The sequence below is a fragment of the Brumimicrobium mesophilum genome (assembly GCF_003025005.1).
Classification (GTDB): Bacteria; Bacteroidota; Bacteroidia; order Flavobacteriales_D; family Crocinitomicaceae; genus Brumimicrobium; species Brumimicrobium mesophilum.
The window spans coordinates 171806-198594 of sequence record NZ_PVSS01000008.1 but is presented as its reverse complement, the minus strand read 5'-3'; the positions used below and the strand labels follow the sequence as shown (position 1 = coordinate 198594).

The following is a 26789-nucleotide window of genomic DNA, read 5'->3' as shown; positions in this document are numbered from 1 at the left end:
TGTCAGCTTGGTTAATTGTTAAATCTAAAGTGATCGTTGAATCACAACCCGCTTGATTAGTAAATGTTTCAGAATACTGACCAGAAGTTGTATAAGTCATACCGTTCTCTGTCCAAGTGAATGAGTTACATGAGATTTCAGTAATTGTAGTTATTTCTGGTTGAACTATAGTTAAATCCAAGATTAAGATAGAATCACAACCAGATGTTGCTGTAACTACTTCTGAATAGATTCCAGAAGTGTTGTAAAGCGTACTGTTTTCAGCCCATGTATAATCGTTACACGCGTTTTCAACAAGTACGGAAGATGTTATTCCTTCAGTAAGCGTTGGACCAGTTACATAATTAGACGTTGATCCATTAAGTGTAAAGTTAATAAGCGCCGCAGATCCTAAATTATCTGAAAAATCTAGAGCTTCAGTAATTGTGGAATTATCAGCAAGTGGAGTCCCTTCATTAAAATTGTAATAGGCTACTAAATCCACTGATTGAGTACAAATTTCCGCATTCATATTAGCTAAAATGGTTGCCTCACTTTTTGCAACATTCCAAACCTTTACATCATCCATACTACCATTGAAGTAGCCAGTAAAACCAAGATTTATCCTTCTACCGATATTCATATTTACATCTTGAATAACATTAAGAGATTGAGAAATATCTCCTTCAGTGTCTAGCACCCCATCTACAATTAATTTGTATTTGTTGCTTGTTAAAGCTGGATCGTATGTTACCGCTACATGGTGCCAATTTCCATCATTTAAATCTGTAGCTCCATTAATTCCTCCTCCTTTAATTTCTATACGAGGAACAAAGTTACCTCCCACATTATTTAGCCTGAATGTGAATCGACCTCCATTTGAAATTTCAGAACCCCAAGAAGTGATAACTTGCTCGTTGTTTACTCCATCTGTTTTGACCCATGCCTCTATAGTAATTGGATTGTTTCCTATAATACCAGGGAAATCTGTTGCAAGATAATCGCCATTTCCATTAAAATTTAAAGCTACCTGTGAGTACGTTCCTCCAATAAAAATAAATATTGCAAGAAGTGAGAATAATTGTTTTTTCATAATGTATAGTTTTTTGATTTTAAGCAAAAGTAAGTCATAGGGTTCTTAAAAACGACTTTGTTTCCTTTAATATACTCTAATGTAGGACCTATGTAGGTGCAATGATTATTTTATAGAATCTTTGAAATTAGTTCTTTACTTTTTTATTAGTTTATTTCTCTGACAAATACATTTGCCCAACAGAAAGAATATTCGGTTGAGGAAAGCTGGTTAGATATTTTGGATAAACTTGATGAAAACACAAAGAAATCGATAAGAAATCTTATTCATTATGCTAACAATAATTTTCTTGTCGATGATCAACTTAAAAAGTTTCAAGAGAATGTTGAAGAGGTAGATCATAAGTTTTTAGACCAATTTTCTAAAAAGTATCCAGTCCTCACAGAATTAGATAAAACCATTTGTGGACTATTTAGGCTCGGTTTAACAAATAAGAAAATAGCATCAATGAGAAATGTTAGCAATACAGCCATAAAAATGTCACGCTATCTACTTCGTAAAAAACTTAAGTTGATCGAAGATGTGAATATTGTTGAATTCTTAAAATCAATAGGATGAATTTATAGCATTCTTAAAACCTAAAAACTCAAGTTTGTAATTTATCTCAAGTTACTGGCATGATAAATTTTCAATTCTTCCCAAGAAATAGCGTCCCCAACAAGGTCTTTTGCTTCAGTCAATGTCATCTCAAGTTCTTTGCCTAACTTGTCCTTCATTACTTCAATTTTCTCTTGATCCAATACTGCATCGATTTCAATTTTCTCATCTTTAACAAGTCTTGCAATATGACCGTAAACGGTTTTTTCCGTTAAAACTCTTTCATCTGCTATTTCTTTTATAGACCTTCCTTTATCGAATAAATCAAAAGTCTTATCAAAAGTGGATATTTTTGGTTTACTACTTCTTTCTTTCTTTTTAGCTGATTTCTTCTCTTCAAAAAAATCATCCAGCTCTCCTAATGTAGGATTTTCACGGCGGATTTCTTCTTTTACAACTTGTATCTTGGCTATTTTAAAATTACGGATTTGATCATCCCAAATATTCTCTTTCGAGAGCTCTTTTCCGTTGTATAAGTTCTGAACTAACTTTCTAGACTTTTTCAAATCAATAATTACATCAGTTAGCAAATCATCTAACTCTCCTAAATCTTCAGCATACTGTTTGACGTTTGACTTTTTTCCTAACAGCAAAAGTTGTTTGATGTTGCCACGAAATACAGGTTCTAAGGTTTTTATGAAGTACTGGTATGCAGCTTCATATCGTTCGTGTAAAACATCAATGTTCATTTGGTCAGGTTGACAAATTCTTATCAATTGAGACCTGAATTTTCGAGAAGGTTCTAAGGTGCTCATCAAAGCATTGATTTGATTTTCAAACCAAACTTTATTCTTTGCCATTTCACTTTTAGGTCCTGCAGTTTTATGCGCTGCTTCAAGAGATAACCAACGACTCACCATGGAGTCCCAATTAAATGTTTTCTGTAATTTATTCTGTAAATATATAACGGTTCCCAATTCCAGTTTTCTGGTTAAAAGCTTCTCGTCTGCTTTGTTTTTAGCATAATCCACCACATTTTGGTCATTTCTTAATCCGTTTAATCGAATAGGACTAGTCAAAACTAACCCCTTCAACGAAACCAAACGCGATAAGCCGACATAAGCCTGGCCAGGAGCGAAGACATTAGATAAATCTAAAACAGCTTTCTCAAAAGTTAACCCTTGACTTTTATGAACAGTAATTGCCCATGCTAGTTTTAAGGGGAAATGAACAAATGTTCCAATCACCTCTTCTTTAATTTCACCTGATTTTTCGTCTAATGAGAATTTTACATTTTCCCATTCATAAGGCTCAACAGAGATTGTTAGTTTTTCTTCCGGGAAAGTTACACGTACTTCATCAGCTGAAAGTTCTGTGATACGACCAATTTTACCATTATAGTAACGCTTTTCGTGAGACAAATCATTTTTGATAAACATCACTTGAGCTCCAACTTTTAATTCCATTGTTTTTGGAATTGGAAACATATGATCGGGAAATTTCTTAGCTACTTTTGCATCATAATCTTTCGTTCTACCACTTAAGGCCTGTAATGCTTTACTATTGATTTCATCCGCCTTGGCATTATGAGTGGTTAAAGTGATAAATCCTTCATGCTTTGTGGCGTCGAAATCTGGTTTAGAATAATTATTCAATAAAGCCACATTCTCCTCTGAAATATGATTATTTCTCAAATTATTCAATAATTCAATGAATTCTGGATCGTTTTGACGGTAAATCTTCTCCAATTCTATATAAAGTGGAGGTTGTTCTTGAATTACTTTCGCGTTAAAAAAGAAACTCCCTCTGTAATATTTGTCTAGTGTTGGTTTTTCTTCTCTGCGAACAATTGGTGGTAGTTGCATTAAATCTCCGATAAACAAAACTTGAACTCCACCAAATGGAGCGTCATTTCTTCTTACTTTTCGCAACATAAAATCCATTGCATCCAATAGATCTGCACGAAGCATACTTACTTCATCAACAATCAATAATTCCAATTTAAGAAAAATAATTTTCTTCTTCTTATTCATATTGAAATGCTGTGCTAAAGTTGTTTTAGTGTTGAACTGTGTTCGTTGACCTAGAAATGGAGGCTGACCAAAATCTGGGATAAATGCAGCAAAGGGCAACTGAAAAAATGAATGAATTGTAACACCACCAGCATTTAAGGCAGCAATTCCTGTTGGAGCAACCACAACTGTATTCTTGTGTGTAGAATCGATGATTTTCTTTAGCAGAGTGGTTTTACCAGTTCCCGCTTTTCCTGTAAGAAACACAGAATGATTGGTCTGATTAATAAACCTTTCTGTGAATTCTGCGGGAGACTGAATATCGGTTGTAATTTGCTTCATGGTTTTAAAATTTATGCCCTCGAAATTTGAGAATGCTAAGTTAGTGGTTGAAGAGAGATACAGCAAGATTAAACTTGTCTATTTCTATGTGCCTTCTAAATTAAGATAATGAAAAAGTTAATTAGAATGCAAATGTTTTTGAAAATAAAATAAAAAAAAGAGGGGTAGGACGGTTTGCAAATCCTTCAAATCCATAGGTTTTTGTTTGTTGAAATCCGAATATTTTTGTTTTAATAAGAGGAGATTCATTCAGCGGTCCATAACTAGGAGTCAAACAATTCGTAATTAATTAATTCGTATTTTGAAATTGATTATTACATTTGTCCAATGACCAAAATTCTTGTCATTCGTTTCAGTTCTATTGGAGACATTGTGCTCACAAGTCCTGTTTTGCGTTGCATTAAGGAACAACTTCCTAATGTTGAATTGCATGTTTTAACGAAAAAACAAAATTCGAATCTTTATTCTACGAATTCACATGTTGATTTTGTACATGAATGGGGGGAAGAAAATCACTTGGTTTTAGCAGATTTGAAAATGGCTAATTTTGATTATGTAATTGATTTACATAAGAATTTGCGTACTTCAAAAATCAAAAGTCACCTGAGAAAAGAGAGTTTTTCTTTTCCAAAACTCAATGTTCAAAAATGGCTTTACGTAAATTTCAAATGGAATTTAATGCCAGATGTACATATCGTAGATCGCTATTTTGAAGCTGTGAAACCTTTGGGAGTAAAGAATGATGAAAAAGGAATCGATTTTAGAATAAAAATTGATTTTGTGTCTTTTTCAAAACGCTTTCCTGGACATGAGAAATACATTGCAGTTGCTATTGGTGCTCAGTTTGCAACAAAAAGAATGCCTGCAGAAAAAATGGCTGAGGTTTTAAAAGGTATTTCACATCCTATTGTCATAGTTGGAGGACCAGATGACCGTGAAGAAGCGGATAAAATCAAGAAGTTATTACCAAATCAAAACATCAATAATACGTGTGGTGGACTTTCAATTCATGAGTCGGCACAAGTGGTGAAGGATGCGCAATTGTTAATCACAAATGACACCGGAATGATGCATATCGCTGCTGCATTTGATTTACCTATCGTGAGTATTTGGGGGAATACGGTTGCAGATCTCGGAATGTACCCTTATCGTCCTCAAGCACCCGATTCTTTTACCATTCATGAAGTGAAAGGGTTGAAGTGTCGACCTTGTTCAAAAATAGGTTATGCTAAATGTCCAAAAAAGCATTTTAAATGTATGATGGATCAAGATGTAATGGGAATAAAAGCTCAGATTGAGCTGTTTTTGCTAAAGTAGAAAATCATTTTTCTCCTCTCTCCCTAAATCTCTCTCTGCCGATTTAATCGGCCCAGTTTTTCATAAATCCCAAAATACTTTTCCACTCCGTTTTTTAAACTGTACCATTTTTCTGCACCAGCTCTGATTTCATCTTTATCGTATTCAGAAGGGTCTAAATTACATGCTTCATAACTTTCTTTATTTAAACTTTCCAAGACAATTCCAGCATGAGAATCTTTAATAATCAAATCTGTATCTCCAACACCCGCATTACAAATAATTGGAATTCCAAGTGCCATTAATTCTCCTTGTTTTGTTGGAGAAGATGCTTTTTTGGAAAATGTTGGTCGGATGAAAAATATAGAGAAATCAAACAATGAAATATAGGTTGGGATTTCATTGTGCGTTGTTCCGGTAACGATAATTTCATTTTCTGGAATACCTTTTTCTAAAGCAAGATTTACAATATTCTCCTTGGGTTCTCTTGAAATAAATAAGAATTTACATTTTGATTTTTGTTGACGTAGAACAGCATAATAATCCAACATTTCTGGAAGCATATACCACGTTCCGATAGAGCCAACATAGCCTAAAACAAAATCATCTTTTGAAATTCCTAATTGTATTCTTTTTTCATTAACTGTTTTGGAATCAACTTTGTCCGACCTGAAATGCTCTAAATCTGCGCAACAAGGAATCACTTCAATGGGAGGATGATTTGGAATATTATCCCATGATTCGATTTCTTGTTTTCCGTTATTTGTTAATGAAACAATTGCATCAGACTCATTAAAAAATTCTATTTCCTTACGTTTGAAGAAGTTGTAGGCTCTTTTAAAAATTGGACTTTTTTTATCCCAAATTCCACCCTCAATACGTTCGTCTGCCCAAAAGCCACGCATGTCAAATACCAGTTTTAAATCCATTTTTTTCTGGAGTAATCGTCCTATGATTGCTGGAATGTAACTTCTACAATGCACCAAATTAAATCCCACTTCTTCATGTAGACTCAAAGCTACTTTTTTCATTCTTCGGATGTCCTTAACTGTAGAAATTAAAGGCGGTTTTTTGGTGTAATTTTGAGGATGCCACACCACACCATTTTCTTCACAGAGTTTTTTTATCCTTGGAATATCATTTGAAAATTCTTTTTTTTCGAAACTTACTAAATGAATGTTTATTCCTTTTTTCGCTAAACCAGAAAGATATGGAAGTACTTGTGATTGTCCTAGTGAGTCGGTCATTCCGTCGTAAGAAAGGTATAAAACTTTATGATTCAAGATGTCTAATTTAAGAATATAAAGATAGTTTATTTTTTAGTTTTGACTTTAAAATAGCTATTTATTGTACTACGAAATGCCTGAAGATTAATTAATTTTTGTTCTACCAAAGTTGGGATTTGCATTATTTATTAATTTGCTACTTTATATATAAGGAATCTTTTGTTTTTATTTCTTAATATTGAGCTTTCTAAAATACAGCAATGCGAAAAGAACTTTTAGCCATTAGAAAACTACTACTAATTATTGTAGTTCCACTTATCATGTATTTGTTAAATCTACTTTCCCTAATTTTTATTCCTTTAACATTTGCTCTATTTGCAGCACTTCTTTTTTCACCTTTGATGAGATGGTTTAAAAGAAAAGGAGTTCCAAATTTTATTGGAGTTATCATTGTTCTTTTAATCGTAAGCGCTGGAATAAAAGGGACTTATGAGATGTTGCAGCTTACTGGTAAAGAATTGGCAAGTGCTGATGATGATTTCCGAAATAAGTTTGAAGATCGTCTGAATGATGTTGTTTCACCTGTTGTCGATATGATGGGGATTACTCCGAAAAAGGATGAAACAAAATTACATGCCTTAATGAGCAATGATAAGGTGAGTGACAATCTTTTTGGAAACGTAGGTAGTGGTTTGAATATGACCAAAAATATCATCACCATGACTTTAATGACATTGTTTTTTATGGTTTTACTTCTTGCTGGCTCCGTCAATATGCAAAAGGTTATGGAATTGTTGATTTTCAAACAGAAACATGCTTCTGTTAAAACCTTTAGGCAAATTGAAAAAGATATCTTTAAGTTTATCGTTGTGAAATTCATCTTAAGCTTCTTCACTGGATTAGGATTTAGTTTGGCTTGCTATGCTTTTGATGTTAGTTTCCCAATATTCTGGGGTGTATTTGCTTTTTTGATCAACTTTATTCAAATGATCGGATCTGTAATCTCAGTTGTTGTCCTTACAATATTCGCATTAGTAGAACTGAACTTAACAGGAACTTTATTATTCTTCATTCTGATTATAACAGGTGTGCAAGCGCTTTTCGGTGGAATTATTGAACCAATTTTAATGGGGAAATCATTTTCAATAAATACTGTGACGGTTCTAATTATGCTCGCTTTATGGGGTTTTATTTGGGGGATCCCTGGTCTTATTTTATCGATTCCTCTTACTGCACTAATCAAAAAAATCATGGAGAAATTCCCGGGCACTTCGGTTTATGCGCGAATTATGTCGTAGTTCAGTAGGGAGTGGCGAGTAATGAGTATTTAGGTTGGATAAAATCTCATGCATTTTCTTATATTAAGACAAGATACTATTTTAGTAAATAAAATTAGCGGCTTTCGAAGATGGTCGCTATTTTTTTTAGACTCAATTTGTGCTTTTCAAATCGTAATGATCTTTGAGGTTCTATTTTATGCTAATAATGTTAATAACATATTTTGAAAAATTTCTTATCCCTTGATTTTAATATTGAATGGAATAAAAAAAGATATACACATTTGAAAATTCTGTAATTGATTTTGTTCAATTTTCAAAATATTGTATGCTAAGCCTACATTGTTCAGTATTTTAACAATCTTTTGTAAATTGATAATGAATATGATGTGTGGTTGAATGGTGTCTTTTGTATTACAAATGGGGTTCTCATTAGGGATAAGGCCTTATTTAAAATCATTCTAAATTGATTTTAAAAAGGTTTTTATTGTCACGAAACTGTCATTGAGTAGGGATATTCTGCTACTTTTGCTTTCGATATGTATTGCAAAGAAGTACTTTTTTTTGCGAAATTATAAATCAAAATATCTAAGAATCAGATGTTTAATATGGGAAATAGAGGATTGTTTGCGTTTATTTTAACGCTTTTCATGTTGACAAGTTTTGTGACAAGCGCACAAGAGGGTGAGTCAATATTTAATTCGAAATGTGCCACTTGTCACAATCCTCACAAGGATATGACCGGGCCAAAGTTATTTGAAGTTCGTCAGAAATGGGAAGAAGGCGGAGCAATGGAAGGTTCACTTCATCAATGGGTGAAAAACTGGCAAGTTGCGGAAGCTACAGATCCATATGCAAAAGAAGTGGCGACATGGTCTCCATCTGCTATGACAACATTTGCAGACTTAACAGATGAGCAAATTGAGGCAGTTTTTGATTATGTCGATGCTCAGCCAGTTGCAAGTGCCGTTGTCGATACACCAGGTAATCCTGGAGGCGGTGGTAATTTGCCAACGGAAGAAAATGATTTCAGCTGGATTTGGTATGTTTTAGGAGCTGTTTTCTTAGTGATTATATTCTCTGTTGGAGGAGTAAAACGTCAATTACAAGAGCTTGATGAAAGTGGAGATCAGCCATTGAAAGTTGGTTCTAAAGCTTGGATTTTCAAAAATAGAAAATTTGTAGGTATTGGTGTTCTGGTTGCTGTAATGACAGGAGTTGTTTGGTTGTTGTTAGGACTTTACCAAATTGGAGTTGTTTCTGCGTATCAACCAAGTCAACCAATCGCTTTTCCACATGATATTCACGCTGGAATTAATGGGATTGATTGTAAGTACTGTCACAATTCTGCGAATAAATCTAAATCTGCTGGTATTCCAACAACTAATGTTTGTATGAACTGTCACAAGCAAGTTCAAGGAGCTGGTGATCAGGTAGAGAAAATTAAAAACATTTATGCATCCGCAGGTTTCTCTCCAGAAGGAGGTGGTAAATACAGCGGAGAAACAGAAAATATTGTTTGGAATAAAGTTCACTCTTTACCAGACCACGTTTATTTTAATCACTCTCAACACGTTGAAATAGGAGGGGTTGATTGTAAACAATGTCACGGTGATATGACTAAGCAAAATGAATTGCCTAGAGTTGTTCCTGTTGAAGAATTAAATCAAATTGAAGGTAATGTTCAATTATCAAAACCTACTTTGACTATGGGTTGGTGTATTGAATGTCACAGTATTAAAGACGTTTCTACTGGTACTATTGAAGGAAAAGGTGGTTACTACGATGAAATACATAAACGTTTACTTGAAAATGACGAATCATTATATGATGAGTATCTTGAAGATGGTAAAGTAACAGTGAGCGAGCTTGGCGGATGGGAATGTGCTAAGTGTCACTACTAATTTAAAAAGTTGATAGCTAAATAAGATATGGCAATGAGCAAAAAATATTGGAAAGGTCTTGAAGAGTTGAATCAAACTCCAGAGTTTGTTGAAAACAGAGACCAAGAGTTTAGTCAAGATATAAGTGTTGATGAATTTTTAGCTGACGAAAAGTTAAGCGAAACATCAACTCCAAGAAGAGATTTCTTGAAATTTTTAGGGTTTAGTGTTGCTGCTGCTACAATTGCAGCATGTGAGGCGCCTGTTACAAAAGCTATTCCTTACGTTAACAAACCTGTGGATGTTACACCTGGTGTGGCAACTTGGTATGCATCAACTTATTATGATGGTAATTCTTACGCTAACATTCTTGTAAAAACAAGAGAAGGTCGTCCTATTTATATTAAAGGAAACAAAGACTTTGGTTTTACAAATGGTAACGTAAATCCACAAATAATTGCATCTGTACTTTCTTTGTATAACGAAGCTCGATTACAATATGCATTTAAGGATGGTCAAGGAATTTCTACTGCAGATGCGGATAGTGAAATAATTTCTGAATTAAATAAAATTAAAAGCAAGGGCGGTAAAGTTGTTCTTGTATCTAATACACTTGCTTCTCCTTCTAGCTATAAAGCTGTAGAAGAATTGGAACGATCTATTACTGGTCGTGTTGCACCAAAAGCAACTCCAATTGTTAATGAAGAAGAAGGAGGTTTTATAGATAAAGCTGTTGAAAAAGTAAAAGGGGTATTTAATAATAACGAAGAAGTAGTTGCAGCAGCTGCAGTAACTTCTGGTTCAGAGACTGGAGCTCAATTTGAGCATATCCAGTATGACGCCGTTTCTTATGCTGGAATCAGAAAAGCAAATGAGCTTTCTTTCGGTAGCCCAGTTATTCCAGATTATGATTTTTCAAAAGCGAAAACTATTGTAAGTTTTGGTGCAGATTTCTTAAGTACTTGGTTGATGTCAACTCAGTATTCAGGACAATATGGACAAAGACGTAATCCTGATGGGAAATGGATGAATAAGCATTACCAAATTGAATCTAATATGTCAATTACTGGTTCAAATGCAGATGTTCGTTTAATGATCAAACCTTCTGAAGAAGCAAGTTTATTAGCAGCTTTAGTTAAAGGTTTAGGTGGTTCAACAGGGGGTGTTTCTTCTGCTATTCCTGAAAATGTTGGTAAAGAAAACGTTGATAGAATAATTAAAGAATTACGCCAAGGAGATGGATTAGTAATTTCTTCTTCAAATAATGTAGCTATTCAAGTATTGGTGAATAAAGTAAACTCTTTAATTGGAGCTTATGATTCAACAATCAACTTAAATAACCCGGTTCAGATGTTTGCATCTGAAGATGATAAAATGATGAAACTTGTTTCTGATGTACTTGCAGGTAAAGGACCAGATGCAGTATTTTTCTATGGTGTAAATCCTGTTTATTCTGCTCCAAACGGAGTTGCATTAGCCGAAGCACTAGGAAACACTGCATTGACAGTTTCTTTATCAGGTGTAATGGATGAAACAGCTTCTAAATGTAAGTTTGTAGTTCCTGACCACCATGCTTTAGAGTCTTGGAATGATTATTCTCCAAAAGCAAATGAATACTCTTTAGCACAACCAACTATTCGTCCTTTATACGATACGGTTTCTGCACAAGAATCTTTCTTAGTTTGGTCTGGAAAGGCAGAGCGTGAAGGGAAAGACAGTAAAGTTTATTTTAACTTCATTAAAGAGAACTGGTCGAATAATAATTTTGCAGGAACTTCTAATTTTGATACTTTCTGGAATACTACAATTCATAATTCAGTATTCTCAAAAACTATCAAAGCTCCTTCAGCTTCAAGTTTTGACGAAAGTGCTATTTCAAAAACAGCAAGTAAACTACCACAAGCTGGTGAGTTGGAAGTTGTTTTATATCAAAAAGCGGCGATTGGTCGTGGAGATCAAGCTGCTAACCCTTGGTTACAAGAAACACCTGATCCAATTACAAAAGTAACTTGGGACAATTATATCACTATGAATCCTACGATTATGGAATCAGAAGGATATAACTTTATCATTGACCAAGAAAATGGATGTACAGTGGCTTCAATCACTGTAGGTGATGTGACATACGAATTACCTGTTTATCCTTCTCCAGGTCAAGCCCCTGGAACTGTAGGATTGGCTCTAGGATATGGAAGAGGTGAAGGCGGAGCTAATATTGGTAAAGCTGCTTTTCAAACAAAAGAATACGGTGGTCTTGTTAATGACGAAAATGGTAATCCAAAGACAATTGGGGAGAATGCTTACCGCATGATTCAAACTGCCTCTGGTACTATGGAGTATACTGCGGCAGCGACCATTGAAAATAAAAATGTTCGCTATCCAATAGCAACAACTCAAATTCACAGAACTGTGATGGCGAGGAATTCTATTATTAGAGAAACTACTCTTGATACATACAAGAATCATTCAAAGGACGCATACAATCCTGATTGGACTTTACAAAAAATAGATGAACATGGTCATCACGTTGAAGCTCCATTGGCAGAATTCGACTTATGGGATGCACATCCTGTAGAGAATGTGGGTCACCGTTGGGGGATGACAATTGATTTGAATGCTTGTTTTGGATGTGGATCATGTCTTGTTGCTTGTCAAGTTGAAAACAACGTTCCTGTTGTTGGAAAAGACGAAGTAAGAAGAGGTCGTGAAATGCATTGGATCCGTATTGACCGTTATTATGCATCTGACGAGGAAGCAACGGTTGGTACACGTAAAGATAAAGATACATTTAGTTACAGTAAAGCTGAAAGAGCGGCTACAAATCCTAAGGTTGTTCACCAACCAATGATGTGTCACCACTGTAATCACGCACCATGTGAAACTGTTTGTCCAGTATCAGCAACAACTCACTCGAATGAAGGGTTAAATCAAATGACATATAACCGTTGTATCGGTACACGTTACTGTGCAAACAACTGTCCTTATAAAGTAAGACGTTTCAACTGGTTCAATTATCCTTCTTACAAGAAGTTTGGGGAGGTGAATCCAGCACAAGATGATTTAGGACGTATGGTATTGAATCCAGATGTAACTGTAAGAACTCGTGGTGTTATGGAGAAATGTTCTTTCTGTGTACAACGAATTCAAGAAGGTAAACTGAATGCTAAGAAAGATAGTCGTCCAGTTGCAGATGGAGACGTAACTACAGCTTGTGGTGACGCTTGTCCAGCTAATGCGATTATTGTAGGTGACTGGAATGATGTTAATTCTAAGATTCGAAAATCAGCAGACAGTAAACGTTCATACCAAGCACTGGAGGAAATTGGTTTAAAACCAAACATGTGGTATAAAGTTAAAGTACGTAACGAGGAAAATGATCTTCTAAAAGATATTCAAATGGCAAATGAACACAAAGGTGGACATGGTCATACTGAAACTGAAGAAGCACATTAATTGAATTATAAGTATTAAAACAATAAATATATTGTAATGCATAAGGAAGCAACAATTAGAGAACCCTTAGTTTTAGGTCACAAGACCTTTCACGAAGTAACTGAGGATGTTTGTAAACCAATTGAAGGAAAAGCACCAAAAACATGGTATATTCTTTTCGCTATCGCAGCCATCATCGGTGTATATGGAGTAGGATGTATCTTGTATCTTTTGGGTACTGGAATTGGAACATGGGGGTTGAATAAGACCATTAACTGGGCTTGGGATATTACTAACTTCGTTTGGTGGGTAGGAATCGGACATGCAGGAACACTTATTTCTGCAGTACTGTTATTGTTCCGTCAAAAATGGAGAATGGCCATTAACCGTTCTGCAGAGGCGATGACAATATTCGCGGTATTTATGGCAGGTTTATTTCCGTTGATTCACATGGGTCGTATTTGGGTAGCTTATTGGGTAATGCCATTACCAAATCAATTTGGTTCACTTTGGCCTAACTTTAATTCACCTTTACTTTGGGACGTTTTCGCGATTTCAACTTATTTATCAGTTTCTTTGGTATTCTGGTACATTGGATTGATTCCTGATTTCGCAACAATTAGAGATAGAGCAAAGAAACCAGTTGCAAAGAAAATCTACGGAATGCTTTCTTTCGGTTGGTCAGGTCGTGCAAAACAATGGAGTCGTTTTGAAATGGTTTCATTAATCTTAGCTGGTTTAGCAACTCCTTTGGTATTCTCAGTACACTCGATTGTATCTTTTGACTTTGCTACTTCTGTAATTCCAGGTTGGCACACAACAATTTTCCCTCCTTACTTCGTTGCTGGAGCGGTATTCTCAGGATTCGCAATGGTACAAACCTTAATGTTGGTAATGAGAAAAGCATATAATCTTGAAGCTTACATACACACGAAGCATATCGAATATATGAATATTGTAATTATGTCTACTGGTTCTATAGTTGGTATTGCATATATTACGGAGTTGTTTATTTCATGGTATTCTGGAGTAGAGTACGAAGCATATGCATTTATTAATAGAGCAACTGGACCTTACTGGTGGGCATATTGGGCAATGATGACATGTAACGTTGTTTCTCCACAATTGATGTGGTTTAAGAAATTAAGAACGAGTCTAACTTTTACTTTCTTAATTGCTATTGTAGTAAATATCGGAATGTGGTTTGAGCGTTTCGTAATTATTGGAACTACTCTTCACAGAGATTATTTACCGTCATCATGGAGTATGTTCTACCCAACACACATTGACATTGGAATTTTCGTTGGAACGATCGGATTATTCTTTGTATTCTTCTTATTGTTTACGAGATATTTCCCAGTGTTGGCATTGAACGAGGTAAAAACAATTTTGAAATCTTCAGGTCAATCATATAAAGATGGAGATGCTAAAACTCCTGCATTTTCGATTGAAGAGCAGCATTTAGCAGATGTAAAGATGAAACCTTCACAAGGTGGGGCAGACGAAAATTTAAAAAACGATAATAATTAAGACATGGGATCGAACGTAGTTTTTTATGCAATGTATAACGATGATGACGTCTTGAAAGACGGCGCAAAGAAGTTGGTTGCAAAAGGAGTTAAAGTAACAGATGTTTTCTCTCCATTTCCAATTCACGGTTTAGATCCAATTATTGGATTGAAGGAAACCAGATTAGGAATCATGGCTTTTATATATGGATTAACCGGACTTGCTCTTGCACTAATCGGAATGAGATATATCATGATTACAGATTGGCCAATGAACATTGGAGGTAAACCAAATTTCTCTTTTTTAGAGAATATGTTGGCCTTTGTTCCTATTACTTTTGAGTTAACTGTTTTATTTGCAGCACACGCAATGGCTATCACTTATTTCTTAGTGAATAAAACGATTCCAGGAATGGTTGCTGAAAATCCAGATCCTCGTACAACTGATGACCGTTTTGTGATGGAATTAAGATTGAGTGATAACAGTAAATTCTCAGAAAAAGAATTGGAAGACATGTTAATGGAAACAGGTATTGTAGAATTAGATCAAAAACACATTAAATAAGTCATGAAGAAGAAAATTAAGGCAATATCAGCAAAAGCTTTAGTGCTAACCTTTGGAATCGGAACGCTATTTTCTTGTGTTTCAGATAAAGATTCTCCAGGACTAGAATGGATGCCAGACATGTATCGCTCACCAGCGATTGAAACATATGTGGACTACGGTTATGTTAAGGAGAGAACTGATGTTGAAAAAACAATGAAGCAGTCTGCTAAACATCCTCCAATGAATACAATACCTTATTATGGAAAGGTTGAGGATTTGGAAATGATGTTACCATATCATAGGCAAGTTGCAAGCTCTGCTCCTGTAACTCATGGTTTACAAGCAAAACATGGTTGGAAAATCAGTGAAGAATTAAACGGAGATTACGAAGTTGCTGCAGAGGACAAAAATCCTATCGTTTTAACCGAAGAAAATCAAAAGGCAATATTTGATCAAGGTAAGAAATTGTTCAAAATCAATTGTGTTCACTGTCATGGTGAAAAAGGTGATGGTAAAGGTCCTATGGTTGAAAGCGGAGCTTATTTAGGAGTGCCTGATTTCGCTAACCTAAAGGAATTAGCTGATGGACAAAAGTTTTATTCGATTTATTACGGAAAAGGTATGATGGGAGCGCATGCACCATTATTGAAGAATAAGGAAATTTGGACTATTGTTCACCACATCAACAAATTACAATCTAAGGATTATGGTGTAGGTAACGTTACGGAAGAAGAGGTTTCTGACTCAACTTCTGTTGAAATAGCTGAACAACAATAGAATTTTATAATTAAGAAAATTAGTAGATAAAATGGATTATCAAGTTTCAAACAAAGCTAAAATATGGACGACAGTCTTAATGATTGTTGGAATCGTATTTACAGGTATCGGAGTAATTGCTGCTGCAGGAGACGGACATCTTGGTCAAAAGTTCTTAGGAAATCTTTTGTCAAATAGTTTTTTCTTTTTCTCAATAGCAATTACAGCATTGTTCTTTTTAGCATTGCAATATGCAACTGAGTCTGGATGGTATGTTTATGTTAAAAGAGTAATCGAAGCTGTTACAGGATTTCTTCCAATTGGTAGTGGTTTATTAATCATAACTTTCCTTTCTCTTACATTCACAAATGGTGCTCACATTTATATGTGGATGGATCCTGAGGTGATGAACGAAGGTGGATCACACTATGATGCTTTGTCTGCAGGAAAAGGTGCATATTTAAATACTCCTTTTTTCTGGATCAGGACTTTGGCTTATTTAGCAATTTATTACATAATGTGGAAAGGTTTTATCAAGCGTTCATTAACTATGGATGAAAATCCTGATTTAGCTGAAAATATACATTTTAAGAATTACCGTAGAGGTGCATTATTCTTAGTGTTCTTCGCAGTATTTAGTTCAACAAGTTCTTGGGATTGGATTATGTCAATTGACATTCACTGGTTCTCTACTTTATTTGGTTGGTACGTATTCGCTGGTTCATGGACAAGTGCAATGGTGGTTGTTATCATTTTGTTATTGTACCTAAAGAAATTGGGTTACCTTCCAAAAGTAAACGAAAGCCATATCCACGATATTGGAAAATGGGTTTTTGCAACTTCATTCTTATGGGCTTATCTTTGGTTCTCTCAGTACATGCTAATTTGGTATGCGAATATTCCTGAGGAAACAACTTATTATTTGATGCGTATCGAACACTACAAATTATTGTATTTCGGTATGTTTATAATCAACTTCTCTTTCCCAATGTTAATTTTGATGTCAAGAGATGCAAAAAGACACGCAGGTATTCTTACTTTTGTGGGATTAGTAATATTAGCTGGACACTGGATGGATGTTTGGATTATGGTAATGGGTGGTTCAATGGGTCCAACTGCAAGTATAGGTTTCATGGAAATTGGTATGGCAGTTTTATTCTTAGGATTATTCGTTAGAGTAATTTTGGTTAAATTATCGAAGGCTCCTCTGGTAAGTAAAAATCATCCATTCTTGGATGAGTCCTTACATCACGAGATATAATTTTTAAATTTAGAATAAGTTAATTTTAGAGAGATGGGTAGTAAGTTAATTATAATATTGGTGATCATTTTTGGTGTACTTGCGATAGCGCAATTAGTACGCGTTAATGAGTTGACAGCAAAAGCCACCAAACGAAAAGAGGAAGAAATTCCTGAAAGTGAAAATAAGTTCAACGCGAATATGATGTTGGCATTTATGATTTCTCTGTATGCTGGTTTTATTTGGTTGATGTTGAAGTATGGTCATGTTGGTTTAGGACCTGCTGCTTCTGTTCATGGTCAGGAAATAGATTGGTTATTCAATCTTAACTGGATTATTGTAATCGCAGTATTTTTCCTTACGAATTCTTTACTATTTATTTTCGCATGGAAATATTCAAGAAAACCAGGTGTTAAAGCATATTATTATGCACATGACAACAAACTAGAGATGGTTTGGACGGTAATTCCAGCTGCTGTACTTTCAGTAATTATCATTCTTGGTTTAAGAACTTGGAATGAAACAACAGCGAGAGCCGGTGCTGAATATGAAGATATTGAAATCTTTGCATATCAATTTGCTTGGACTGCACGTTATTCAGGAATGAATAATGAATTAGGAAAGTTTGATTACAAACTTACTACTGCGGAGAATCCATACGCAATCATGACTAAGGCTAATATTGATCGTTCACTTTCATTAATGAAAGTTGGAGAACCTGGTCAAAGTGGAATTAAGATGATAGAAGATAAATTGAATGATCGTTCGATTATGCTATCTTCAAAAGAGCGTAAGGCATTAGAAGTTGATTTAGGTCGTAAAGAACGTATGTCAAGAATGTTAAGTGCAATGTCAATTACTTACGCTGATTCACTTGATGAATTCGCAAACGATGATGTAATTCTAGAGGATAGTCTTGTTTTATTAAAAGGACAAAAATATAATTTATCTTTCCGTTCTAAGGATGTAATTCACAGTGCTTACTTCCCTCAGTTCCGTATGCAAATGAACACGGTTCCTGGTATGCTAACATACTTTAAGTTTCAACCAATTTACACTACGGATGAAATGAAAAGAATGATGGACAATTCCGAATTTGAATACGCATTATTGTGTAACAAAATTTGTGGTGGTTCTCATTATAGAATGAAAATGTCAGTTAAAGTTTTAGGACCAAAAGAATACCTAGAATGGCAAAAAACTAAATCTACGTATGATGGTACTCCATGGATTGAAGGAGACGAATCTAAATTGCTAGAGCACTATGAGTCTATAGCAAACCGAATAGAAGAAAATTAATCATTTACAATAAATAAATATTTAGACATGGCAGCTGCAGCTCAAGAAGCAATTCACGAACACGATCACCACGAAGAGAGCTTTGTATCAAAGTATATCTTTAGCTACGACCATAAAATGATAGGAAAGCAATTTTTGCTTGCTGCAATTTTTATGGGTGTAGTAGGGATGATGTTGTCTGTATTCTTTAGAATACAATTAGCATGGCCTGGAGAATCTTCAGACTTATTAAATATGTTTTTGGGAGACCGTTGGGCACCAGAAGGTATTTTAAATCAAGATATGTATCTTGGATTAGTAACCATCCACGGAACCATCATGGTTTTCTTTGTATTAACAGGTGGTTTAAGTGGTACTTTTTCTAATGTATTGATTCCTTTACAAATTGGTGCACGAGATATGGCATCTGGTTTTATCAACATGATGTCATTCTGGTTGTTCTGTATTTCATCAATTATTATGTTAGCATCACTATTTGTTGAATCAGGACCTGCAATGTCTGGTTGGACTGTTTATCCTCCTTTATCTGCCTTACCCCAAGCAGTCTCTGGTTCAGGTTTAGGAATGACACTTTGGTTAATTTCTTTAACCATCTTTATTGCATCTTCATTAATTGGATCTTTAAATTATATCGCTACGATTGTAAACCTTAGAACAAAAGGATTGAAAATGACAAGAATGCCATTAACAATTTGGGCGTTTTTAATTACAGCAATTGTAGGTGTACTTTCTTTCCCTGTATTATTATCTGCAGCTTTATTATTATTTATGGATAGAGTTATGGGTACTTCATTCTTCTTAAGTGATATAATCGTTGGGGGTGAAATGTTAGATAATGTTGGTGGTTCACCAATTCTTTACCAACACCTTTTTTGGTTCTTAGGTCATCCTGAAGTTTATATTGTATTATTACCGGCATTAGGTATTTCGTCGGAAGTAATATCCACTAATTCTAGAAAACCAATTTTTGGTTATAGAGCAATGATTGGTTCATTGTTAGCTATTGGATTCTTATCATTTATTGTTTGGGCACACCACATGTTCGTTTCAGGAATGGATCCTTTCTTAGGAAGTGTGTTCGTATTTACAACTTTATTAATTGCGATTCCTTCTGCTGTAAAAGTATTTAACTACTTAACAACTTTATGGAAAGGTTCTATTGTATTTACTCCAGCAATGTTGTTTGCAATCGGATTAGTTTCTACTTTCATTTCAGGAGGGGTTACAGGTATTATTTTGGCCGATTCAGCTTTAGATATTCAAGTACATGATACATATTTCGTAGTTGCCCACTTCCACGTTGTAATGGGATTATCTGCTATCTTTGGTATGTTTGCAGGTGTTTATCACTGGTTCCCTAAGATGTATGGGAAAATGATGAATAATAGATTAGGATATGCACACTTCTGGACTACTATAGTTAGTGGTTACGGGGTATTCTTGCCAATGCACTTTGTTGGACTTGGAGGAACTCCAAGAAGATATTATGACAATTCTATCTTTGATACTTTCAATCCTTCTGCAGGTGAAATGGTTTTAGACTTGAATATAATTATTACGGTATTCGCTATAATTGGAGCGTTTGGTCAAGTGTTTTTCTTCTTTAACTTCTTTTATAGTATTTTCAGAGGTCCTAAAGCACCTTTAAATCCTTGGAGATCGAATACATTAGAGTGGACAACACCAACTATACTTCCAGGACACGGAAACTGGCCTGGTGCTTTACCAGAAGTTCACCGTTGGCCTTATGATTATTCTAAGCCAGGAGCAGAAGAGGATTTCATTCCTCAAACTGTACCTTTACAACCTGGTGAAGAGGAACATTAATGAGATTAATTGATTTTAATAAGGCCCAGTACATTTAGTGCTGGGCTTTTCTTATATTTGGATGATAATATTTTGAAAGTGGAAGAAGAGGATTTTGATTATAAAATGGAAAGCGCTAGCCCGGATGCAGAGTTCGATCGTGTGCTTCGTCCTAAAGCTTTGGAAGATTTTACAGGACAAAAGAAGATTGTGGAAAATCTTCAAATCTTTGTTCAAGCTACAAAGCAAAGAAACGAACCTTTGGATCACGTTTTATTACATGGTCCTCCTGGATTGGGTAAAACAACTCTAGCGAATATAATTGCTAATGAATTGGCTGTTGGTTTTAAAGTTACATCTGGTCCAGTTTTAGATAAACCTGGGGATTTAGCTGGTTTGTTAACCAATTTGGATGAGGGTGATGTCCTTTTTATTGATGAGATTCATCGTTTATCTCCTGTTATTGAAGAGTATTTGTATTCCGCGATGGAAGACTTCGTAATTGATATTATGATTGATTCAGGGCCAAATGCGAGAACCGTTCAAATTGCTTTGAATCCATTTACGCTTATAGGAGCAACAACACGTTCTGGTCTACTTACGGCGCCATTGAGAGCTCGTTTTGGTATCAATGCCAGATTGCAATATTATAACGCTAAAACACTTACTTCAATTGTTAATCGATCTTCGGATTTGTTGAATATTCCAATAACACATGAAGCGGCTTATGAAATAGCAAGTCGAAGTCGAGGTACTCCTAGAATAGCTAATGCCTTGTTGCGTCGTGTAAGAGATTTTGCACAGATTAAAGGTGATGGGACCATTAATATTGAAATTACAAATATTGCCTTAACTGCGCTTAACGTAGATCAAAATGGTTTGGATGAAATGGACAATCGCCTACTTTTAGCATTAATTGAGAAGTTTAGTGGAGGACCGGTAGGAATTACAACATTGGCCACCGCTGTGGGTGAAAATGCAGGAACTATTGAAGAAGTATATGAACCATTCTTAATACAAGAAGGATTTCTTGTAAGGACACAAAGGGGTAGAAAAGTTACAGCAAAAGCATATGAACATTTAGGTAAAAAACCAACCAGTACTCAAGGAGATTTGTTTTAATTCATTTTACTGAACCCAAAGCAACGATAAAACATCAAATACTGTCAATTTCGATAATTATCGGAGTAATATCTCGCTGTTTGATTTCTTCTCAACAAGCCTTATGGACTTTTGGGTGACATATTCCATCGCTTATTCTCGATAGAATGAGTTAAAATGTCTTCCTAATTTAGACAAACTACTGAAGGAAATAATACAGAAAAAAGGAAAAGGAGCCCTAGAGCTCCTTTTCTTATTATTTTTTATAAAATACCTTTTTTAGTATTGAAGGGTAGAGATGACCAAATTCGATCATACACCATTCTTTTAAAGAATGCAGATCTTCGGATTTATTAATCCATTTGATAGATTTCTCAAGTTCCTTCTGAAACAAATTTCTATCAAAACTAACTTTCGTTAGAATGTTCTTACTTAATTCAAGCATTATATTTTCATTTTATTACTGACAATATACTTCTTTAGATACGAATAAAGCAAGGATATATTGTTAAATCATTTTACGGTAAAATTTAATTAATATTCTAATTCCCTGAATCATAAGGGCTAAAATATTAACGGACATTATTCAGGTTTTTAGATGTATGAATGGCAGCCTTTTAAGGAAGGAATGTTAAAATTTGTAAATATACCTTAAAAAGGGGATGTTATCTTTAGTAGTGCAAGGGTATCTTTGTCGAAAATTAATAACGTTATTCATATTCATTCTAAATAAAAGTAAGCAATGAAAATTAAATTATTTTCCGGCAATTCCATCCTAACAATTTTATCTCTGATTTTAATTTCATCATTTGCAAATAGCCAAGTTGGTGTTGCATATGGTAAAGTAATTTCAGGTAGAAAATTACCAATTCCGAATGTAGAAGTAAAAATTGGGGATTTATCAATAGAAACTAAGACAGATAAACAAGGAAATTATATTCTTTCCAATATTCCTTACGGAACTCACACTATAGAATTTATTAGTGAGGGTTTTATTCCGGAAGAAAGTCAAATAACAATAACCGAAGAGAGTAATGTTTACAATAAAACTCTTTCCTATCCAGTAAAAGTTTTGGAACAAATGGAAGTTTTTGGATATAGAGAAGAGCAACCAGATAAATTGGACGCAATTACGCGTTTACCTTTATTGCCAACTGAACAAATCCAAAGTATTTCAATCATTTCACAAAAGTTAATTGAACAACAAGGAAACCTTTCAATCTCTGAAGCGACAAGAAACGTAGCCGGAATTTATACCTATGCCACTTATGGTGGTGTACGAGAAAGTATGTCTTCACGCGGATTTCGTGGTATTCCAGTATTAAAGAATGGTGTGAGAATACATACAGATTTTAGAGGTCAAGGTTTTTCTACTGATTTTTCAGGAGTTGAGTCAATTCAAGTTTTAAAAGGAGCTAATTCTATAAATATGGGCTCAGCTGCGGATCTAGGAAGTCCAGGTGGAATAATAAATGTTGTTACAAAATCACCAAAATTTAAAGAGTTTGGTTACGTAACTGTACGTGTAGGATCATTTAATCAAGTTAGACCAACTTTCGATGTAGAGAATGTTTTAGGAAAGGAAGGTAAAGTTTCATTTAGATTAAATGGTGCATATGAGAATGTTAGAACATTTCAGAATATAGAAGGAATTGGACAAGAAAAGTTCTACATCAATCCATCTCTAGCATGGAGACCTGATAATAAAACGGAAATTATTCTTGAAATGGATTATTTGAATGATGTAAGAGCTTTTGATCCAGGAACAGTGAATTTAGATCCTGATAATCGAATTAATGATATTTATGAATTACCAATGGATCGTTTTCTAGGGTTTAAAGGGAACAATGCGATTCAAAAAACAACTACTTATACTGCACGTTTTAAACGTGATATTGCACCAAAATTATATTTGAGAGGTGCTGTGTATATAGCCGATTATGATTCAGATGCCATTGTTTCTTCCATTAGGGCAATTGACAAAAACGACAGTCTAGGATATAATACTATTGAAAATTCGATGTACAAAAGATCGATTGGGAAAAGTAATGTAAGAAACGATAAAAGTACCGTAATTCAAATGGATTTAATTGGTCACAATATTAAAACAGGGATTTTCAAACATACTTTTCAGGCTGGAATTGACTTTAGATCGACTTACTTGAAAACAGAATCATTTAATTCACTAATAGTAGATACCATTAATGTTACTGAAGAAGTAAATAATAATTTACCTGGCGAAGTTGAAGATTTCACATTAACTGGAACACAGGAATCAAACACTAGTGGAATAGGTATTTCCGCTCAGGAAGTTTTACAAATAGGTGAAAGGGTAAGATTATTTGGAGGTGTACGTTTCGGAACTTCAAACAGCTCAAGTCCGTTAGCAAATACGAATGTTACAGGAACATTTGTTAATCCAATTGCAGGTGCTATGGTTAAAGTTTGGAAGGATTTAAGTTTATTTGGGTCTTATACAAACAGTACAAATCCTAGAACAGCAGCATATGTTGATGTAGATGGGAATCCATTAGGAAATGAAACCATATCTCAGTTTGAAGCGGGAATAAAATCTTCTTGGTTTAAAGATCGATTACGATTTAATGCAACTTACTACTTTATCACTAATAAAGGAATGAATATTAGAGCTGCAGTTGAAAATCCGGTAACAGATCTTATAGAATTACAAAACTATTACTTCCAAGGAGGAAATGATGAGAGAAAAGGTATAGAATTAGAACTGGTTGGACGAGTATTAGAGAACTTAGAGTTAATAGTCGGATATTCTTATATAGATGCTCAATACAAAGAACATACTACTTTCGTTCCTGGCTCTTCACCAAATGGAACGCCATCACACACATTGAACGCTTATTTGAATTACTCTTTTGAAACTGGTATGATGCAAGGGTTATCTATAGGTGCTGGATTTTATTACTTAGGTGATAGACCATATAATGACTGGACTCAAGGTAATGTAGAGTACCATGGTATTTCTCCAAATCTTGAACCATGGAACAATAAAGCATATTCTCTTTTGAATGCACAAGTGAATTATAATTTTAAAAACATAAACAATGAAACACTTCAAAACTTTAATGTAAGATTTTTAGCCAATAATATTATGAATACAGTTGGTTATGATGCATATAGGACATCATTTATAAATCGTGTTACTCCAAGAAACTTCTCAGTGGTAATAGGATATAGGTTTTAAGTTTAATTTTTAATTTTTAATTCAGGAAGGCTATCATCAATTTAGGTGATAGCTTTTTCTTTTGCGCTAATTTTATGCGTAATATCGAAATTATCAACCCTTAGTCAAATTATTTTGGTTTAAAATGTTACATTTGATTTGTAAAAATGAATAAAAATTATGGGTAGAGCATTTGAGGTAAGAAGAGCTTCTAAGGAGAAAAGAAGCGGGGCAATGTCGAAGTTGTTTCCAAAGTTATTGAAAGTAATAACTATGGCTGCTAAAGAAGGTGGTGATGATCCGCACATGAACTCAACATTACGTTCGGCAATTCAAAATGCTAAAGCGAAAAACGTACCTAAAGATAACATAGAAAAAGCAATTAAAAGAGCGGCAGCGAAAGATGTTGAAAACTATGAATTGGTGAATTATGAAGCAAAAGCACCTCATGGTGTTTTAGTTTATGTTGAATGTGCTACAGATAACACAACAAGAACTGTAGCCAACGTAAAAGCTTATTTTAATAAGGCAGGAGGACAAGTAGTTCCAAATGGTTCTATTGAGTTTATGTTTGACCGAAAAGCAACATTCGAAATAGAAAAATCAGAAGGTTTAGATATCGAAGAATTAGAATTAGAACTAATCGATGCTGGGTTGGACGAAATTGAACAAGATGAAGATGGTGTAATCAGGATGTATGCCGACTACACAAGTTTTGGAACACTTCAAGCAGCTTTAGAAGAGAAAAATATTGAAGTTGCAACTTCTGGTTTAAAGCGGTTCTCAACAGCGCCAATTCATTTAAATGAAGAACAAACCTTAGAAATAGAAAAATTGCTGGATAAAATTGAGGATGACGATGATATTCAACAAGTATTTACCAATATTGAATAAGTAGTAAACTTTATAATTACGCGTATTTAAAGAATTTTATTTGACCCTTGATTTGTTCTAAAACATGACCAATCAAGGGTCTATTGTTAGCAACATTTTTTAAATTAAATATCAATTGATTTAATGTATTGTATTTTAGCCAAATGAATTTTGTTGATATTGTCATCCTTGTGCCGTTATTGTATGCCGCTTGGGTAGGTTTTAGAAAAGGATTAATAATTGAAGTTTTCACCTTGTTGGCTTTGTTGGTAGGTATTTATGCTGGAATTCATTTTTCTGATTGGACTTCAAACTTAATCAAAGACAAAATCAACATTGAGGGTAGATACTTACCTGTGGTGGCATTTACTTTGACTTTTTTAGGAGTTGGTGCAATGGTTTATTTCGCTGGAAAAATGATTGAGCGCATGTTGAAAGTCGTTAATTTGAGTCCAGTAAATAAAATTTTAGGATTGTTTTTCGGAGTTATCAAAATGCTTTATACTCTATCTATTTTGATCATTTTGATTGAAACTTACGATGAAAGGGGTAATTTTATTCCAAAAGACGTCAAAAATGAATCATATTTATACAATCCTGTGAGGTTAACCGCATCTGCAACTATCCCAGCAATTGAGGAAAGTACAATTTGGTTGAAAAATAGTGTAAATGATAATTTCTTTGATGGTCAAGATTTAAATCTGGATAATTTTCAAGAATTAAAAAATAAAGCAGACAGTTTGGGTTTAACACTTGAAGATTTGAAATTGCTAAAGGAGCAATACAAGGATTCATTAAATTTGAATTTAGAACAAAATTGAAAAAAGTATTTCATCTTATAGTTGTAATTAACTTAATAGTTTTGAGTCTACCTCTTTCTGCTCAAAAGTCGAATAAAAAGCCATTATTGGATCCAAGCGTTAGAAAAATGGGACCATATTTTGGAATTCAAAAAGGAGCTTTTTTTGTTGGAGAAGTAGGCATGGAAATTCAATATAAAGATATTAAATTGAGAAAGCCAAAAACACATAGCTTACATGCTGGACTGGAATATAATATACCAAATAGTGCACTCGGTCTAAATATGGGATATTGGCACAAACCAAGTAGATTAGATTTAACTTATGGATTTGATGTCGCTTTACGTTCAAATTTTGAAGTCGAACGCTTTGGGATAGCACCAGTTATTGGATATAAAATCTTTGGGTTGCACGTAAGGGCTGGATATATGTTTCTTACCCCTTCAAATATATTTACGGAAACCAATCAACTATTTATCAATGCTCGATTTACTATCATAAATAACCGAAATTTCAAGTGGAATAACCGCAGGAAGAAAAGGAAATAGATTAAACATTCCTGTCCCAACTTTTTATTTAGAGTTCT

19 protein-coding genes are annotated in these 26789 nt (G+C 34.4%); 16 read left to right on the top strand and 3 right to left on the bottom strand.

Going from position 1 to position 26789, the window contains the following annotated elements; genetic code table 11:
- A partial coding sequence (locus tag C6368_RS10225) for a LamG domain-containing protein (RefSeq protein WP_199851617.1) occupies window positions 1-1072 on the bottom strand: 1072 nt, incomplete at its 3' end.
- Window positions 1073-1291: 219 nt separating this feature from the next.
- Here C6368_RS10225 and C6368_RS10220 point away from each other — a divergent pair.
- Window positions 1292-1630 carry a helix-turn-helix transcriptional regulator gene (locus C6368_RS10220; protein WP_107039105.1) on the top strand — a complete coding sequence of 113 codons (339 nt, stop codon included), beginning with the start codon at window positions 1292-1294 and terminating at the stop codon, window positions 1628-1630.
- 41 nt (window positions 1631-1671) lie between these two features.
- On the opposite strand, the gene C6368_RS10215 is transcribed toward C6368_RS10220, so the two are convergent.
- Complete coding sequence (locus C6368_RS10215; RefSeq protein WP_107039104.1) at window positions 1672-3963, bottom strand: helix-turn-helix domain-containing protein; 2292 nt, start codon at window positions 3961-3963, stop codon at window positions 1672-1674.
- Window positions 3964-4290: 327 nt separating this feature from the next.
- Here C6368_RS10215 and C6368_RS10210 point away from each other — a divergent pair, with 327 nt between their 5' ends.
- Entirely contained in the window at window positions 4291-5280 is a 990-nt protein-coding gene (locus tag C6368_RS10210) for a glycosyltransferase family 9 protein (protein ID WP_107039103.1), read from the top strand.
- Window positions 5281-5303: 23 nt separating this feature from the next.
- On the opposite strand, the gene C6368_RS10205 is transcribed toward C6368_RS10210, so the two are convergent.
- Window positions 5304-6542 carry a glycosyltransferase gene (locus C6368_RS10205; protein ID WP_159038545.1) on the bottom strand — a complete coding sequence of 413 codons (1239 nt, stop codon included), beginning with the start codon at window positions 6540-6542 and terminating at the stop codon, window positions 5304-5306.
- Window positions 6543-6745: 203 nt separating this feature from the next.
- Here C6368_RS10205 and C6368_RS10200 point away from each other — a divergent pair, with 203 nt between their 5' ends.
- From C6368_RS10200 to C6368_RS10130, 14 genes are all read left to right on the top strand, one after another.
- Entirely contained in the window at window positions 6746-7783 is a 1038-nt protein-coding gene (locus C6368_RS10200; RefSeq protein WP_107039101.1) for an AI-2E family transporter, read from the top strand.
- Window positions 7784-8370: 587 nt separating this feature from the next.
- A complete protein-coding gene (locus tag C6368_RS10195) occupies window positions 8371-9666 on the top strand; it encodes a c-type cytochrome (protein ID WP_159038544.1) in 1296 nt (431 codons plus the stop codon).
- Window positions 9667-9699: 33 nt separating this feature from the next.
- Complete coding sequence (locus C6368_RS10190) at window positions 9700-13098, top strand: TAT-variant-translocated molybdopterin oxidoreductase (protein ID WP_159038543.1); 3399 nt, start codon at window positions 9700-9702, stop codon at window positions 13096-13098.
- Between the two features lie 30 nt (window positions 13099-13128).
- Window positions 13129-14607 (top strand): NrfD/PsrC family molybdoenzyme membrane anchor subunit, encoded by a 1479-nt coding sequence (nrfD, locus tag C6368_RS10185; RefSeq protein WP_234369124.1) that lies wholly within the window; start codon window positions 13129-13131, stop codon window positions 14605-14607.
- 3 nt (window positions 14608-14610) lie between these two features.
- Window positions 14611-15150 carry a DUF3341 domain-containing protein gene (locus C6368_RS10180; protein ID WP_107039097.1) on the top strand — a complete coding sequence of 180 codons (540 nt, stop codon included), beginning with the start codon at window positions 14611-14613 and terminating at the stop codon, window positions 15148-15150.
- 3 nt (window positions 15151-15153) lie between these two features.
- Window positions 15154-15909 (top strand): c-type cytochrome, encoded by a 756-nt coding sequence (locus tag C6368_RS10175; RefSeq protein ID WP_107039096.1) that lies wholly within the window; start codon window positions 15154-15156, stop codon window positions 15907-15909.
- 31 nt (window positions 15910-15940) lie between these two features.
- Complete coding sequence (locus tag C6368_RS10170; RefSeq protein ID WP_107039095.1) at window positions 15941-17149, top strand: quinol:cytochrome C oxidoreductase; 1209 nt, start codon at window positions 15941-15943, stop codon at window positions 17147-17149.
- A 33-nt stretch (window positions 17150-17182) separates the two neighbouring features.
- A complete protein-coding gene (locus tag C6368_RS10165) occupies window positions 17183-18427 on the top strand; it encodes a cytochrome c oxidase subunit II (RefSeq protein WP_107039094.1) in 1245 nt (414 codons plus the stop codon).
- A 27-nt stretch (window positions 18428-18454) separates the two neighbouring features.
- Window positions 18455-20254 carry a cytochrome c oxidase subunit I gene (locus tag C6368_RS10160; RefSeq protein WP_107039093.1) on the top strand — a complete coding sequence of 600 codons (1800 nt, stop codon included), beginning with the start codon at window positions 18455-18457 and terminating at the stop codon, window positions 20252-20254.
- Between the two features lie 105 nt (window positions 20255-20359).
- Complete coding sequence (gene ruvB / locus C6368_RS10155) at window positions 20360-21355, top strand: Holliday junction branch migration DNA helicase RuvB (protein WP_107039110.1); 996 nt, start codon at window positions 20360-20362, stop codon at window positions 21353-21355.
- Window positions 21356-22076: 721 nt separating this feature from the next.
- Window positions 22077-24551 carry a TonB-dependent receptor plug domain-containing protein gene (locus C6368_RS10145; RefSeq protein WP_107039091.1) on the top strand — a complete coding sequence of 825 codons (2475 nt, stop codon included), beginning with the start codon at window positions 22077-22079 and terminating at the stop codon, window positions 24549-24551.
- Window positions 24552-24710: 159 nt separating this feature from the next.
- On the top strand, window positions 24711-25424 hold the full coding sequence (locus C6368_RS10140; protein ID WP_107039090.1) for a YebC/PmpR family DNA-binding transcriptional regulator: 714 nt from the start codon (window positions 24711-24713) through the stop codon (window positions 25422-25424).
- 143 nt (window positions 25425-25567) lie between these two features.
- Window positions 25568-26224 (top strand): CvpA family protein, encoded by a 657-nt coding sequence (locus C6368_RS10135; protein WP_107039089.1) that lies wholly within the window; start codon window positions 25568-25570, stop codon window positions 26222-26224.
- Entirely contained in the window at window positions 26221-26751 is a 531-nt protein-coding gene (locus C6368_RS10130; RefSeq protein WP_107039088.1) for a hypothetical protein, read from the top strand. The genes C6368_RS10135 and C6368_RS10130 overlap by 4 nt, the downstream gene beginning before the upstream one ends.
- The last annotated feature ends 38 nt before the right edge of the window (window positions 26752-26789 follow it).